Here is a 14,604-nt window from a genome sequence, read left to right on the forward strand (position 1 = left end):
GAAACATGAGCTATCGAATCGACGCCCCCGCCAGCGCAGTGCAAGAGCTGCCGACGACGCTGCGCGCGCAATCGACGCAAGCGGCACAGTCTGCGCGCTCGACCGCCGAATACCGCGCGCTCGACGCCGCGCATCACATCCATCCGTTCTCCGACATGGGCGCGCTCAACAAGGCCGGCAGCCGCGTGATCGTGAAAGCGAAGGGCGTGTACCTGTGGGACTCGGAAGGCAACCAGATCATCGACGGCATGGCCGGACTCTGGTGCGTGAACGTGGGCTACGGGCGCAAGGAGCTCGCCGATGCCGCCTACAAGCAGTTGCAGGAGCTGCCCTACTACAACACCTTCTTCAAGACCACGCACCCGCCGGTGATCGAACTCTCGGCGCTGCTCGCCGAGGTATCGCCCGAGCCGTTCAATCACTTCTTCTATTGCAACAGCGGCTCGGAAGGCAACGACACCGTGCTGCGCATCGTGCACCAGTACTGGCTCACGCGGGGCTTGCCCGCGAAGAAGGTCGTCATCTCGCGCAAGAACGGCTATCACGGCTCGACCATCGCGGGCGGCACGCTCGGCGGCATGGGCTACATGCACGAGCAGATGCCCTCGAAAGTCGAGAACATCGTTCACATCGACCAGCCGTACTTCTTCGGCGAAGCCGAAGGCAACATGACGCCCGAGGAGTTCGGTCTCGCGCGTGCACAACAGCTCGAAGCGAAGATTCTCGAAGTGGGCGCGGAGAACGTGGCCGCGTTCATCGGCGAGCCGTTCCAGGGCGCGGGCGGCGTGATCTTCCCGCCCTCGACCTACTGGCCGGAAATCCAGCGCATCTGCCGCAAATACGACATCCTGCTGTGCGCCGATGAAGTGATCGGCGGCTTCGGGCGCACCGGCGAATGGTTCGCGCATCAGCACTTCGGCTTCGAGCCCGATCTGATCACGATGGCCAAGGGCCTCACGAGCGGCTATGTGCCGATGGGCGCGGTGGGCCTTCACGACCGCATCGCGAAGGCGCTCATCGAAAACGGCGACTTCAATCACGGCCTTACTTACTCGGGCCATCCGGTGGCGGCAGCCGTAGCGGTCGCGAATCTCACACTGCTGCGCGACGAGAAGCTCGTCGAGCGCGTGAAAACGGACACCGGCCCGTACTTCCAGCAGCGCCTGCGCGAAACCTTCGGCAATCACCCGATCATCGGCGACATCTCGGGCGCGGGTCTCGTCGCGGGCCTGCAGCTCGCGGAAGATCCGAAGGCACGCAAGCGCTTCGCGAACGGCGGCGACGTGGGCACGATCTGCCGCGACTTCTGCTTCAACGGCAATCTCATCATGCGCGCCACCGGCGACCGCATGCTGCTCTCGCCGCCGCTCGTGATCACGCGCGCCGAGATCGACGAAATCGTGTCGAAGGCGAAAAAGGCCATCGACGCAACCGCGCAACAACTCGGTCTTTCGTAACGCTGAAAACGTCAGGGCAGGCGGCGCACGACGGGGTGCGTGCGCCGCCTGCCAATCCTCACCTTCCAGGGATACCAACATGAGTGTCAGTCATCTTCGTCACGCTGTCGCGCTGGCCGCGCTTGCCGCCTGCGCGGGCCTCACGGCCACGTCGAGCGCGCCGGTGCACGCCGCCGATAATCAGCTCAATGTCTACAACTGGTCCGACTACATTGCGAAAGACACGATCCCGAACTTCGAAAAGCAGTCGGGCATTCACGTGAAGTACGACAACTACGATAGCGACGATACCTTGCAGGCCAAGCTGCTCGCCGGCAGCTCGGGCTACGACATCGTGGTGCCCACCTCGAACTACATGGCCAAGCAGATCCAGGCCGGCGTGTACCAGAAGCTCGACAAGTCGAAGATCCCCAACCTCGCGAACCTCGATCCCGTGCTCATGCACATGATCGCCGACGCCGATCCGGGCAATCAGTACGGCGTGCCCTGGGCCTTCGGCACGGACGGCATCGGCTACAACCAGGAGGCCGTCGAGAAAGCCATGGGCGCGAACGCGCCCGTGGACAGCTGGGCGCTCGTGCTCGATCCCGCCAATCTCTCGAAGCTCAAAGGCTGCGGCGTGTCGTTCCTCGATCAGGCCGTGGACGTGTTCGCGGCGACGCTGCAATACATGGGCAAGAACCCGAACAGCACGAACCCGGCCGACTATCAGGCCGCCTATGAAGTGCTGAAGAAAGTCCGCCCGTACATCACGCAATTCAATTCGTCGGGCTACATCAACGACCTCGTGAACAACGATGTTTGCGTGGCGGTCGGCTGGTCGGGCGACGTCGGCATCGCGCACCGCCGCGCCGAGGAAGCCAAGCGCCCGTATCACCTCAAGTTCTCAAATCCGAAGGAAGGCGGCCTGCTCTGGTTCGACGTGATGGTGATTCCGAAGGACGCGCCGAACGCCGAGAACGCGATGAAGTGGATCAACTACATCGAAGATCCGAAGGTCAACGCGGCCATTACCAACGAAGTGTTCTATCCGACCGCGAACAAGGCCGCGCGCCAGTTCGTGACGGCGAGTGTCGCGCAGGACCCGACAGTCTATCCGCCCGAGGACGTACTCAAGAAGATGACGCTGATGAAGCCGATGCCGGCCGATATCCTGCGCCTCGAAAACCGTCTCTGGTCGCAGCTGAAGACCGGCCGCTGATCGACCGAGCAGCGTAGCCATTCGCCCCGGAAGGAAACCGAAGCAGAAGGAAGGAGACAACGCGCGGAAGAGGGATCGCTCGACCCCTCGCCGCCAGAAGTTCGCTGTTTCGAAGTCCGGCTGAGTGCGTCGCCTTGCTTTTTGAAACCGGCACGCCCCGCCTCCAACGAGCTCAGTTCGTAGTACTGATGTCTGCGAGGCGTTTTTGGCGCCCGGCGCGGGGCAACTCGCGCCCGCGTTTCGCCAAACCGCGCAAGGACATGCCAGTGCCGCGATCAGAAAGGAACCCAGTTACACCATGAATCCGACGTCCAAAGTCAACGCCTCCGAAGCCGCTCGCGCCCAAGCCGCGGCCAGCTCCCGCGACGCTTTCGTGCGCATCGAAAACGTTGTCAAGAAGTTCGGCGACAGCGTCGCCGTCAACAACGTGAGCCTGAACATCGCGAAGAACGAGCTCTTCGCGCTGCTCGGCAGCTCCGGCTGCGGCAAGTCCACACTGCTGCGCATGCTCGCGGGCTTCGAGACGGCCACATCGGGCAAGATCTTCGTCGACGGCGAAGACCTCGCGACGCTGCCGCCGTATCGCCGCCCGGTCAACATGATGTTCCAGTCGTACGCGCTGTTTCCGCACATGAGCGTGGAATCGAACGTTGCGTTCGGCCTCAAGCAGGAAGGCGTGCCGAGGAATGAGATCCGCGAACGCGTGGCCGATGCGCTCAATCTCGTGCAGATGGGCCGCTACGCGAAGCGCAAGCCGCATCAGCTTTCGGGCGGCCAGCAGCAACGCGTCGCGCTCGCGCGCTCGCTCGTCAAGCGGCCGAAGCTGCTGCTGCTCGACGAGCCGATGTCGGCGCTCGACAAGAAGATCCGCCAGAAGACCCAGCTCGAACTCGTGAACATCATCGAGAAGGTCGATGTCACCTGTGTGATGGTCACGCACGACCAGGAAGAGGCGATGACGATGGCCAACCGCCTCGCGGTGATGAGCGAAGGCCGCATCGTGCAGGTCGGCGCGCCCGGCGAAGTCTACGAATTCCCCAATAGCCGCTTCTCCGCCGAGTTCATCGGCTCGACCAATCTGTTCGAAGGCAAGGTCGTCGAAGACGAGCCCGATCACATCTACGTCGAAAGCGAAGACCTCGAAACGCGCATGTACGTGAGCCACGGCGTTACCGGGCCGCTCGGCATGCCGGTGGGGATCTCCGTGCGTCCGGAGCGCGTGCGCGTCACCCACGAAAAGCCCGGCACGCCGCACAACTGGGCGCGCGGCGTGGTCACCGATGTCGCCTACATGGGCAGCTACTCGCTCTATCACGTGCGTCTGCCCGGCGGCAAAACGATCGTCTCGAACCTCTCCAGCTCGCAGCTCATGAACGAAGGCGCGCCGGCATGGAACGACGACGTCTACGTCTCGTGGTCGCCCGCCAGCGGCGTCGTGCTCACGCAATAAGGGAGAGGCCGAGATGAGTACCCCTATGTCTTCCACGTCGAGCGCTGCCTCGCGCGGCGCGCTCGGACGCATGCTTGCGCGCTTCCTGCCCTCGGGCCGCACGACGGTGATCGGCGTGCCTTTCCTGTGGCTCACGCTGTTCTTCGCGCTGCCGTTCGTGCTGGTGTTCAAGATCAGCTTCGCCGACCAGGCGATGAGCATCCCGCCGTATTCGAGCCTCGCCGAGATGAAAGACGGCATGGTGCACCTCGCACTGCAGCTGGGTCACTACGCCTTCCTGTTGCAGGACAGCCTCTATATCGCCACCTATATCAGCTCGCTGAAGATGGCGGCGGTCTCGACCTTCTTCTGTCTGCTGATCGGCTATCCCATTGCCTACTACATCGCGCGCTCGAATCCGGCAACGCGCAACATCCTCATGATGGCCGTGATGCTGCCGTTCTGGACCTCGTTCCTGATCCGCGTCTACGCATGGATCGGCATTCTCAAGGACGACGGCCTGCTCAATCACGCGCTCATCGCGATCGGCCTGATTCACTCGCCGCTGCGCCTCTATCACAGCGATGCGGGCGTCTATATCGGCATGGTCTATTCGTACCTGCCCTTCATGGTGATGCCGCTCTACGCGCATCTCGTGAAGATGGACCTCACGCTGCTCGAAGCCGCCTACGACCTCGGCGCGAAGCCGTGGGTCGCGTTCACGCAGATCACGCTGCCGCTCTCGAAGAACGGCATCATCGCGGGCAGCCTGCTGGTGTTCATTCCGGCGGTGGGCGAGTACGTGATTCCCGAACTGCTCGGCGGCGCGGACACGCTCATGATCGGCCGCGTCATGTGGGATGAGTTTTTCAACAATATGGACTGGCCGATGGCCTCGGCGGTCACCGTCGCGATGGTGGTGCTGCTGCTCGTGCCGATGGCGGTCTTTCAGTACTACCAGGTCAAGGAACTGGAGGAAAGCAAATGATCAAGCCCAATCGCACTCTTTCCACGGGCGTTCTCGCGCTGGGATTCCTGTTCCTCTATATCCCGATCATCAGCCTCGTGGTGTACTCGTTCAACGAGTCGAAGCTCGTGACCGTGTGGTCGGGCTTCTCGCTCAAGTGGTACGCCGCGCTGCTGCAGGACGACGAACTGCTCACCTCCGCGTGGCTGTCGCTGAAGATCGGCCTCATGACGGCGTTCGCCTCGGTCGTGATCGGCACGTGGGCCGGCTTCGTGCTCGCGCGCTTCGGACGCTTTCGCGGCTTCACCCTGTTTGCCGGGATGATCAACGCGCCGCTCGTTATTCCCGAAGTGATCCAGGGCATCTCGCTGCTGTTGCTGTTCGTCGCGATGGAGCAGCTCATCGGCTGGCCGAAGGGCCGTGGCGTGATCACGATGTGGATCGGTCACGTGATGCTGTGCGTGTCCTATGTGGCGATCGTCGTGCAGTCGCGCGTGAAGGAGCTCGACAAGTCGCTCGAAGAAGCCGCGCTCGATCTCGGCGCCACGCCGCTCAAGGTGTTCTTCGTGGTCACGCTGCCGCTCATCTCGCAGGCGCTGCTCTCGGGCTGGCTGCTCTCGTTCACGCTCTCGATCGACGACCTCGTGCTCTCGGCGTTCCTCTCCGGCCCCGGCTCGACCACGCTGCCGCTCGTGGTGTTCTCGCGCGTGCGCCTCGGCCTGAATCCGGAAATGAACGCGCTGGCCACGCTCTTCATCTGCGCGGTGACGATCGGCGTGATCGCGGTGAACCAGATGATGTCGGCACGCGAAAAGAAGCGCATGCGCGACATGCAAATGGCCTTCGTGCAGCCCGATCCCTCTGAAGCCATCCAGAGCGCGGCACCGGGCGCGCCGGCCGGCGCAGTGGGCTCGCCGCTCGGCCGGCGCGCCGCTTGATGATCTGATCGCAGTCCACAAAGGCAGCGCGCGCTGCCGGCAACGCGCTGCGGCACAGGGGATCTTTATGCCGCAGCGCTTGCAATAACGACCCACTCGGAGAATTTCAATGAAGAAGAAGTTAATCTGTTTGCTGGTGGCCGGGGCATTGCCAGGGCTCGCCTTCGCGGACACGACTAGCGACCAGATCAAGGCCCTGCAGGCGCAGCTCAACGCGCTGCAAAAAGAGGTGAAATCGCTCAAGAGCGAACTCGCGGCGTCGAACCATGCCGCACAGGGCACGGCGAAAACCGCCACGGCATCGGCCGGCGGCGCGTTCTCGGGCGCGGCAGGCGCCACGCTCGTCGCAGCGCCCGCTGTGGATCCGTCCTCGCCCGACTATGGCAAGCAGCCTGCCCAGTTGACCAACGACCAGGTCGACCAGATGAAGCAGCAAATCGCGAACCAGCAAATGAAGGTGGATTCGCTCACCGACGCGGCCACGACCGGACCGCTCGCAGGTCTGTCGGTCACCGGCTATATCGACCCGACGTATATCTACAACCGCGCGCCGGGCACCTCATCGTTCCTGTTCGCGAACCATACCGGTTCGTACAACTACTTCAACAGCACGTTCGGCGACGTCTACCTCGACATCAAGAAGACATTCGGCGTCGGTCCGATGGCGCCTTCGGCCGAAATCACGCTCATGCCCAACCGCGGCAACGGCATCACGCTGCTGCAGAACGAGCATGGCGAGATCGGCAACAACATCCTGAACACGGCGGTCATCACGGTGCCGGTGACCTCCACCGGCACGTTCGTGGCGGGCCTCATGTCGAGCTTCGGCGGCTACGAGGTGCAGCAGTCGAACCAGATGCTCACCCTCACCCACAACCTGCTCTACGACTTCTCCGATCCGGGCAGCTATGTGGGCGTGGGCTGGAACTACTCGCCTAGCGGCAGCCAGTGGGCGTTCAAATTCATGGTCGGCAACGAGCAGTACCGCACCTTCGGCGCCGTCACGCAGATCGGCACGAACGCGCTGGGCGACCCGATCACCACCAGCAACAAGATCCCGACCTTCACGGCGCGCGCCGACTACACATGGTCGAGCGCACTCGATATCGGCGGCTCGTTCAACGTCGGCCGGCAGACGCTGTCGAGCGCGATCGACTCCACGACCGGCCAGACCGTCTATGGTCCGGGCGGCCAGGCATCGAGCTCGGGTGGCTACTTCTTCTTCGGCGAAGTCGATGCCAGCTATACGCTCGCGGACATCCAGTACAACGCCGAAATCGACTACGGCCAGCAGCAGCGCGCGGCGTTCAACGGCGGCAACGCACAGTGGTATGGTCTCTCGCTGCTCGCGCACCGCAAGTTCTTCGCGCCGGTGGTGGGCCGCATGGGCGTGACCGCGCGCTACGACGTGCTCGCCAACGGCAAGAACGGCGGCGGCGGCGGCGGCATCGTGCTCAACGGCAACGGCATGGATCCGTACAACGGCTTCGGCATCGGTTCGGACTGCCTCGCGAACTCGAAGGCGAGCGGCGGCTACGGCTTCGAATGCCATGGCGCGACGCGCCAGGACATCGCGCTCGACGTGCTGTTCTACGCGACGCAGCAGATCACCGTGAAGGTCGAATACCGCCACGACTGGGCCACGCAGAAGGTGTTCCTGCGCGACGACGGCTCGTACAGCAAGAGCAACGACCTGCTGGGCGCGCAGTTCATCTACTCGTTCTGACGAGTGCGCAGCGGGCGGCGGCGCGCATGCCGCCGCCCGCTTTTTTTGTATCCCCTATGCTCAAATTCGCCAATCAGCCTCATGCGCCGTCGTGGTACGCGGCCAGCGTCAATGACACGACCCGCCACCCCGTGCTGCAAGGCGCACTGGACGCCGATGTCAGCGTGATCGGCGCGGGTCTCACGGGTGTTTCCGCGGCGCTCAATCTTGCCGAGCGCGGCTATCGCGTCGCGCTGCTCGAAGCTTCGCGGGTTGGCTGGGCCGCGAGCGGACGCAACGGCGGCCAGCTGATCGGCGGCTTCGCCTGCGGCTTGCACACGTTCGCGCAATTCATGAATGAAGACGAGATCAAGCAGATCTGGGCGATGGGCCTCGAAACGCTCGACATCGTGAAGTCGCGCGTGGCCCGGCACCAGATCGATTGCGCGCTCACGCCGGGCTACTTCACCGCCGCGAACAAGCCGCGCGACGTGGACGACCTCAAGCGCTCGCGCGACGAAGCCGCGACGCGCTTCGGCTACGACCGGTTCCGTTACGTCGATGGCGAAGGCGTGGGCCAGTACGTGAATTCGGCGCGCTATCGCGGCGGCCTTTACGATCCTGATAGCGGGCATCTGCATCCGCTCAACTACACGCTCGGACTCGCACGCGCGGCGCGCGAAGCGGGCGTGCAAATCTTCGAGGACAGCGCGGTCACGCGCATTCGCGACGAGCACGGTGGGCACGTCGTCGAAACGGCGCAGGGCCAGGTGCGCGCGAAGTTCGTCGTGCTCGCGTGCAACACCTATCTCGGTGCGCTGGCGCCACAACTCGCGCGCAAGATCATGCCGGTCGGCACCTACGTAATCGCCACCGAAGCGCTCGGCGCGCAACGCATGGCGGCGTTGATGCCGGCGCAGGCCGCCGTGTGCGACAGCCGCTTCGTGCTCGACTACTTCCGCCCCGCGCCCGACACGCGGCTCCTGTGGGGCGGCAAGGTCAGCTATTCGAAGCTCGCACCGCGCAACCTGGGCGTTGCGATGCGCGCCGACATGCTCAAGACCTTCCCGCAACTCGCCGACGTGAAAGTCGACTACGCGTGGGGCGGCTTCGTCGACATCACGATGAACCGCGCGCCGCATTTCGGCCGCCTTTCCCCTACCGTGTATTTCGCGCAAGGCTTCTCCGGCCACGGCGTGAACACCACGGGCCTCGCAGGCACGCTGATTGCCGAAGCGATTCACGGCCAGGCCGCGCGCTTCGACCTGTTCGGCAAGATCCGCCACCGCGACTTTCCCGGCGGCGCTACACTGCGAACCCCTGCCCTCGTGCTCGCGATGGCATGGTATCGAATGAAGGATTTGCTCTGATGACTCTCGACCTCGACGCCCGGGCGGACCTGCTCGCCCGCGACTCGTACTACGAAGCCACCGCCACGCGCCCCGCCGACGACGATCCCGTGCTGGAAGGCATGATCGACGCCGATGTTTGCGTGATCGGCGCAGGCTTCGCGGGACTTTCGGTGGCGCTGGAGTGCCGCGCGCGCGGGCTCTCGGTCGCCGTGCTCGACGCGCATCGGCCTGGCTGGGGCGCCTCGGGGCGCAACGGCGGCCAGACGCTGGTGGGCTTTGCGAAAGACGAGGTGCTGGAAAAACAGCTTGGCGACATGGGCATACGCGCGGCATGGGCGCTGTCCATCGAGGGCGTGGCGCTGGTGCGCGAGCGCATCGCGCGCCATGGCATCGACTGCGATTTCACGCCGGGTTACGTGACGGTCGCCACGAAGCCCAAGCGCGTGCCTCACCTGCGCGCATGGATGGACGCCGCGCGCACGCGCTGGGGCTACGACAAGCTCGAATGGCTCGACACCGACGCCACGCGTGCGCGCGTAAATTCGCACAGCTATCTGGCGGGTGTCCACGATCCGTTCTCGGGGCATCTGCATCCGCTCAAGTACTGCCTCGGCCTCGCCGATGCGGCGCGCAACGAAGGCGCGCGACTGTTCGCCCACTCGCGCGCACTCGATGTGGCGCGCGGCGCGCGGCCGGTCGTGAGGACCGCGCGCGGCGAGGTGCGCTGCCGCTTCGTGGTGTCGTGCTGCAACGCCGCGCCTGGCGGCGTGCTGCCCGCGCCCATTGCGGCGCGCATCGCGCCCATCGCTTCGTACATCATCGCGACTGAACCGCTCGGGCGGGCGCGCGCGCAAGCGCTCATTCCCGGCCGCGCGGCCATTTGCGACAACAACTTCTTTCTCGACTATTTCCGCCTGTCCGCCGATGACCGGCTGCTGTTCGGCGGCCGCGCCGATTCCACAGGCGCAGCGCCCGCGCAACTCACAGAGGCGATGAAGCAGCGCATGACCGGCGTGTTCCCGCAACTCGAAGGCGTGAACGTGGACTACGCATGGGGCGGCTTCGTGGACGTCACGCGCAATCGCGCGCCCGACTTCGGTGCGGTCGACCCGAATTATTACTACGTGCAGGGCTTTTCAGGGCACGGCGTGGCGCTCACTGGCATCGCGGGGCGCGTGGTTGCCCAGGCAATTGCAGGCGAGCGCGCGGCGTTCGATCTGTTTTCGCGCGTGCGTCACGCGCGCTTCCCGGGCGGACCGTCGTGGCGCAGGCCCGCACTCGAGATCGGCATGATGTATCACCGGGTGATGGAGATGCTTTAGAGCGTGTTCACGTTATCCGAGTTCACCGTCGACGAGCGCGAAATATCAGGCGGCTGCGCGCGGTCGGTCCTGGCGAACTTCTTCCGCCCTAAAAAGCCGCCTCCGTCATCAGTTGCGGCCAGAGTACAGCAGACTGGAAATCAATATCGCGCCGCACGTGGTCTTGTGGCCGCCGATCACGAAGGCCGGATCGTCTTCGGCGACCACGCAGTCCCGGCGTCCCTCGATGGGGCACGTACAGCGATCGCCCTCGCGGGCGACGGCGCGGCCCATTACCTTGCGGACCGCGCTGCCGGCTTCGAAATGGCCGCCGTGGCTGGTCGCGTCTCTCACGCGAATAATGCCTCTCACGATTTGTGTCTCCTGGCTCACCACGACCAGCCCTGCTGGCCATACTTCGTGTCGTAGCGGCGGCCCCACCACGGCAGATAGGCGTTGTTCTCGCCGCGCGCGCGGAACCAGTCCGCGTCGGGGTCGATCGGCACGATCTGCGACGGGGGGGTCACGACCACTGCAACCGGATGTTCCGCGTCGGTGGTGCCGGCCACGAGTACGGTTTCGCCCAGGTGGTTCGCCCGGCCGATTGCCAGCGCCACATCGGTGAGTGCCGTGCCCGCGCCCATTTCGCCGAGCAACGCCGGCGTGTTGAAGGTCTGCTTCTGGAAATCGAACTCCAGCATCGTTTCGGTCAGAGCGCGACCGAGCGGGCCGATGCGTGACGAGGAGGCATCGCTGCCCTTGCCCGCATCGTGGATCGTGTAGCGGATATCGGGTACCGATACGTTCGCGTTGTGCGCGGCTGTGGCGATGGTTGCTTTCCATGCCTCGACCGCGCGGGTCGTGCCGGCCTTTTTTTCGAAATCCTGAACGTTTCCGGTGGCTGCGCGGCCGATCCAGGCCAGCGGCGCGCGTTCGGTCTTCATCTGCGGACCCGCGAGGAACAGCAGCACCATGTTCTCGTTAAGCTGGCCGTCTCTCGGCGGAAAGCTTGGCGCATCCCAGTTCATCACCCAGACGCTTTCGTCGGGGTTCGCCTCGAGGTAGTCCAGCGCGTTGTTCAATGAGGTGAAGCCGGCGTTTGCTCCTCCGGGGGTTACGCGCACGTCGGGGGGCGTGTCGCGGCTCCAGAGGCTGGGGAACGATTTGCTCCCGATACTGAATCTTCTGATGATCTCTTTGCACAGATAGGTCTGGGCCTCTAGCGGATCAAGGCGAGTCGGAATGGCGAACTCAACACGAATCCCGGCCAGTTCCCGCCAGTCCTGCCTGTTGTCGGGCTTGACTGTGTAGAAGTACTTCTCGTTCATCACATAGCGGTTACCAAACAGCCTGGTTAATTTGGTCACGTATTTATGGTAATAGCCTTTGAAATTTTCCTTGCCGTGGTTGCCGTAGGCAAGCGCTCCGATCGACTGGAGCGTCGAGAATTTTTGCGGATCAGTCCGCACCACGTCGTCGTTCCTGTTTGGTGTTACCAGCCCCAAGGCCCACAACAACTGCCACTCGGTCGGGTAATCGCGCCGCTGCAGCGGATTCAGCCATGCGGCCCCGACGACCTGCGCCATGTAGGGCTTCGTGGAAGCCGTCGGCGCGGCATCAGCGCTCGGCGTGGCCGCCCTGGCGGGCGTAGGCATCATGGCGGACGTCGTGAAGGCAAACGTCGCGAAGGCCATCAAGAAGGGAATTACAACCAGTCGTTTCATCCATTCTCCTGTAGTCAATGCTAAGACCGTCGCGTCGCCGGCCTCCGTACTCCACACAAACATGAGGACGGCACCCAGAACATCATCAGCACGGCGAGAACCAGTCGGCGCTGCCACGTCGAAATCAGCGCACTCATACCAGGCCTCCGAGATTCAGGTAGAACTGGCCTTCGCGTTCGTCGACGATCTTCTCGGGCTTGCGCCCCTCTTCGTCATTCGCGAGCCATTGAGTCAGCGCATCCAGATTTATCGTCCCGCTATCAAAATATTCCCAATACTTCTTGTTGGGGTTCGCATCACCCATCCCTTCCTCCATCCGCCAATCCGCTTCGCGTCGCAACTCGGTCATCTGCTCGGGCGACAGGTAGCACAACCCCACCGCCATGTCATATGCAAGCGCCTTCCTCGCATGCATCGGGTTCGTCATGATGGTCGAGTGATTGGTCGGGTTGTTGTTCCGGCTGTCGTCCAGGATTTGCGTGACCTGCTCGTTGCGCCACTCCGCGTAGCCCTCGGGCAAGGCGCTCTTGCCGTCCTCGCCGATCACGTTGCCGTCGCCGTCGATCCACGCTGAATTGCGATCGGCGCGCACGCGCATGCGCAGGATCGCGTGGTCCTCGTAGCGCTGCGACGCCTCGCTGTCGACGTTGCCTGCCGCCTCCTGATCGGCCTGCATGGACTTGTAGTTGTCGTAGGGATCGTCAGCATTCCTGTCCAGCTTGTTCGCATTGCGGGCCGCTGCGGGCGGATCGTTATCCTCGTTGAAATTGCTTTGGGCGTCGCCATCGCTGACGTGGACCGGCTTGCCGTACCGAAGCGCCCGTGGCGCAAACGTCTCGTCGAGCGGCGGCGCATCGGCCGTGACCATCCAGCCCTTCGGCGGATCGGCGTTGACCGGCAGCAGGTTGAAGGCCGACGTCGCCAGCGTCACGATGTAAAGCAGTGGCGCGGTTGCGGTGGTGGCGAGCTTCGCCACGTAGTTCTCGTTGGCGCTCCATGCGCGTTTGATGCCATATTTCGCCGTCGGTGAAGCCGGGAACCAGAACCCCGACGTCTTCGCGCCGGTGTGGCGCCAGTCGTTTTCCCAGTAGTGATACTCGGCGTGCTTGCCTACCTCGAAGCCGCTTGCGAATACGCGCTGGGTCAACACCCCCTGTGCGCCGATATCGGCCAGTTCGTCATTGGGCATGGCCTTGTGCGGGTCGATATCCTTGTTGTATTTGTTGCTCACGCGCCCCAGTCCGCGCCAGCCGATGCCCTGAACCGTGGAGGCCGAAATCACCTGGTCATGCGGGCAGCAATACAGCGTGACCCGGCCATAGGTGTAGCCATTCAGTCCGTGGGCAGCGCGGTCGGCGGCGGCCGTGTACGGTTTGCCGCCCGACTCCGACGTGCGCGTGTTGGCCATGTCCTCATCGACCTTGTCGGGCGGCATTTCGAAGGCGGTGCGCGCACGCATGATGTCGAGGAAGGCCCGCAGCGTTCCGGTGCGCGCCTTGTAGGTCTGCCGGCCGTTGCGTTTCTGGGCGTCGCGCATTTCACGTTGCGACCAGCTTTCGAGACCTGTGCCGGTGTTCGCGACGCTGTACGGCGGATTCGCGAGCACGTATGCGTCGGCGACGCAGCGCCCGATGTTGCCCCAGGGGTCCTGGACCTCCGGAAACGTGTCGCCGAAGAATGCCGCCGCGAGCCCGATCATGTTCCCCTGACTGTGGCAGACAATCGTGATCGGCACGTTGGCCTGCATCTTCCGGATCGACTGCACGAGCCGCGCGAGCCGCAGCGCCGCGAGCACGCCGTAGGTGCGCGGCGGGGTGCGGTATATGGCGCGCGGCGTCGGGTTCATGGCCTGCACGGAAAGAAACCCGAATATGCGGTCATCGAGGCCCTCGCTCCACAGGTCAGGCAGGCTGGAACAGCCGTTGACGAACGGGCCACCGCCCCAGTAGTCCTGCTCGTTCAGGAAGATCTTGTCGCCGTACTCTTTCAGTTCTTCCGGGTTGGCCTTGTAGCCCCAGCGGAAATAAATGACCGGCGAGAACGACGGATCGGGCTTGATGTAGGTGTCGGGAAGCAACTCCGGATTGAGAAAGCCTTCCGGCGTCAGGCTTTCGGTGTACGAGACGGGCGAGAGCTGCCCGCCGACGACACCCTTGTACGCCATCTGGTCGTCCAGCCGGGCGAGCCGGCGGTTCAACCCCTCGCATAACCCCTGCTCGGCGGCTTCGAACCACTCGCCCTCGGAGTTCACGCCATGCACGAAGATGACGACGCCGGGCAGCGGCTGTTGCTTCACGCAGATCAGTTCGCTCGTGAGATCGAAGACCAGCGGGCCTTGCCCCGAGCCAACGATAATGCGCGGCGGCAAGCTTTGCGCGGATGAGTTCGATGCTGAAGCCGTACCGGATTGTGAGGCATCCGGCGATGAGGTGTCGGGATTCAGGAGTGGGGAGGTCATATTGAAACGACTTTCTTGATGATATGCACTACCAAGTGATTGAAATGAATTCGTGAAATGCAGTAATGAAGA

Annotated in this window: 11 protein-coding genes; 8 read left to right on the forward strand and 3 right to left on the reverse strand. The window is 63.7% G+C overall.

The annotated features are described in order from the left end of the window. Window positions 1–5: 5 nt before the first annotated feature. The 8 genes from PWP93_RS18215 to PWP93_RS18250 all read left to right on the forward strand — a co-directional run bounded on the left by PWP93_RS18215 (window position 6) and on the right by PWP93_RS18250 (window position 10,371). Window positions 6–1,457: an aspartate aminotransferase family protein gene (locus PWP93_RS18215; protein ID WP_421045398.1), complete on the forward strand. Its 1,452-nt coding sequence runs from the start codon at window positions 6–8 to the stop codon at window positions 1,455–1,457. Between the two features lie 79 nt (window positions 1,458–1,536). Further along, the gene (locus PWP93_RS18220; protein WP_421026219.1) at window positions 1,537–2,658 is read left to right on the forward strand and encodes a polyamine ABC transporter substrate-binding protein; all 1,122 of its coding nucleotides are present in this window, start codon (window positions 1,537–1,539) and stop codon (window positions 2,656–2,658) included. Between the two features lie 298 nt (window positions 2,659–2,956). Continuing rightward, window positions 2,957–4,108, forward strand: a complete 1,152-nt coding sequence (locus PWP93_RS18225; protein ID WP_421045399.1) for an ABC transporter ATP-binding protein — start codon at window positions 2,957–2,959, stop codon at window positions 4,106–4,108. Between the two features lie 13 nt (window positions 4,109–4,121). Then, on the forward strand, window positions 4,122–5,075 hold the full coding sequence (locus tag PWP93_RS18230; RefSeq protein WP_421045400.1) for an ABC transporter permease subunit: 954 nt from the start codon (window positions 4,122–4,124) through the stop codon (window positions 5,073–5,075). Next, the gene (locus tag PWP93_RS18235) at window positions 5,072–5,992 is read left to right on the forward strand and encodes an ABC transporter permease subunit (protein ID WP_421045401.1); all 921 of its coding nucleotides are present in this window, start codon (window positions 5,072–5,074) and stop codon (window positions 5,990–5,992) included. The genes PWP93_RS18230 and PWP93_RS18235 overlap by 4 nt, the downstream gene beginning before the upstream one ends. A 109-nt stretch (window positions 5,993–6,101) precedes the next feature. Further along, complete coding sequence (locus PWP93_RS18240) at window positions 6,102–7,718, forward strand: DUF3138 family protein (RefSeq protein WP_421045402.1); 1,617 nt, start codon at window positions 6,102–6,104, stop codon at window positions 7,716–7,718. 56 nt (window positions 7,719–7,774) lie between these two features. Beyond that, window positions 7,775–9,067, forward strand: a complete 1,293-nt coding sequence (locus tag PWP93_RS18245; RefSeq protein ID WP_421045403.1) for an NAD(P)/FAD-dependent oxidoreductase — start codon at window positions 7,775–7,777, stop codon at window positions 9,065–9,067. Next, the gene (locus PWP93_RS18250) at window positions 9,067–10,371 is read left to right on the forward strand and encodes an NAD(P)/FAD-dependent oxidoreductase (RefSeq protein WP_421045404.1); all 1,305 of its coding nucleotides are present in this window, start codon (window positions 9,067–9,069) and stop codon (window positions 10,369–10,371) included. The genes PWP93_RS18245 and PWP93_RS18250 overlap by 1 nt, the downstream gene beginning before the upstream one ends. Before the next feature lie 108 nt (window positions 10,372–10,479). Here the strand turns inward: PWP93_RS18250 and PWP93_RS18255 are convergent, their stop codons facing one another. The 3 genes from PWP93_RS18255 to PWP93_RS18265 form a co-directional block, all read right to left on the reverse strand. Then, complete coding sequence (locus PWP93_RS18255) at window positions 10,480–10,722, reverse strand: PAAR domain-containing protein (RefSeq protein ID WP_421045405.1); 243 nt, start codon at window positions 10,720–10,722, stop codon at window positions 10,480–10,482. Between the two features lie 17 nt (window positions 10,723–10,739). Then, the gene (locus PWP93_RS18260; RefSeq protein ID WP_421045406.1) at window positions 10,740–12,074 is read right to left on the reverse strand and encodes a virulence factor; all 1,335 of its coding nucleotides are present in this window, start codon (window positions 12,072–12,074) and stop codon (window positions 10,740–10,742) included. Window positions 12,075–12,207: 133 nt separating this feature from the next. Next, window positions 12,208–14,532: a T6SS effector phospholipase Tle3 domain-containing protein gene (locus tag PWP93_RS18265; RefSeq protein ID WP_421045407.1), complete on the reverse strand. Its 2,325-nt coding sequence runs from the start codon at window positions 14,530–14,532 to the stop codon at window positions 12,208–12,210. Window positions 14,533–14,604: the final 72 nt, after the last annotated feature.

The sequence above is a fragment of the Paraburkholderia sp. A1RI-2L genome (assembly GCF_048957375.1).
GTDB lineage: Bacteria > Pseudomonadota > Gammaproteobacteria > Burkholderiales > Burkholderiaceae > Paraburkholderia.

Coding starts and splice junctions, on each gene's coding strand:
- PWP93_RS18215 (WP_421045398.1), top strand. CDS start 6: ATGAGCTATCGAATCGACGCCCCCGCCAGCGCAGTGCAAGAGCTGCCG.
- PWP93_RS18220 (WP_421026219.1), top strand. CDS start 1,537: ATGAGTGTCAGTCATCTTCGTCACGCTGTCGCGCTGGCCGCGCTTGCC.
- PWP93_RS18225 (WP_421045399.1), top strand. CDS start 2,957: ATGAATCCGACGTCCAAAGTCAACGCCTCCGAAGCCGCTCGCGCCCAA.
- PWP93_RS18230 (WP_421045400.1), top strand. CDS start 4,122: ATGAGTACCCCTATGTCTTCCACGTCGAGCGCTGCCTCGCGCGGCGCG.
- PWP93_RS18235 (WP_421045401.1), top strand. CDS start 5,072: ATGATCAAGCCCAATCGCACTCTTTCCACGGGCGTTCTCGCGCTGGGA.
- PWP93_RS18240 (WP_421045402.1), top strand. CDS start 6,102: ATGAAGAAGAAGTTAATCTGTTTGCTGGTGGCCGGGGCATTGCCAGGG.
- PWP93_RS18245 (WP_421045403.1), top strand. CDS start 7,775: ATGCTCAAATTCGCCAATCAGCCTCATGCGCCGTCGTGGTACGCGGCC.
- PWP93_RS18250 (WP_421045404.1), top strand. CDS start 9,067: ATGACTCTCGACCTCGACGCCCGGGCGGACCTGCTCGCCCGCGACTCG.
- PWP93_RS18260 (WP_421045406.1), bottom strand. CDS start 12,074: ATGAAACGACTGGTTGTAATTCCCTTCTTGATGGCCTTCGCGACGTTT.
- PWP93_RS18265 (WP_421045407.1), bottom strand. CDS start 14,532: ATGACCTCCCCACTCCTGAATCCCGACACCTCATCGCCGGATGCCTCA.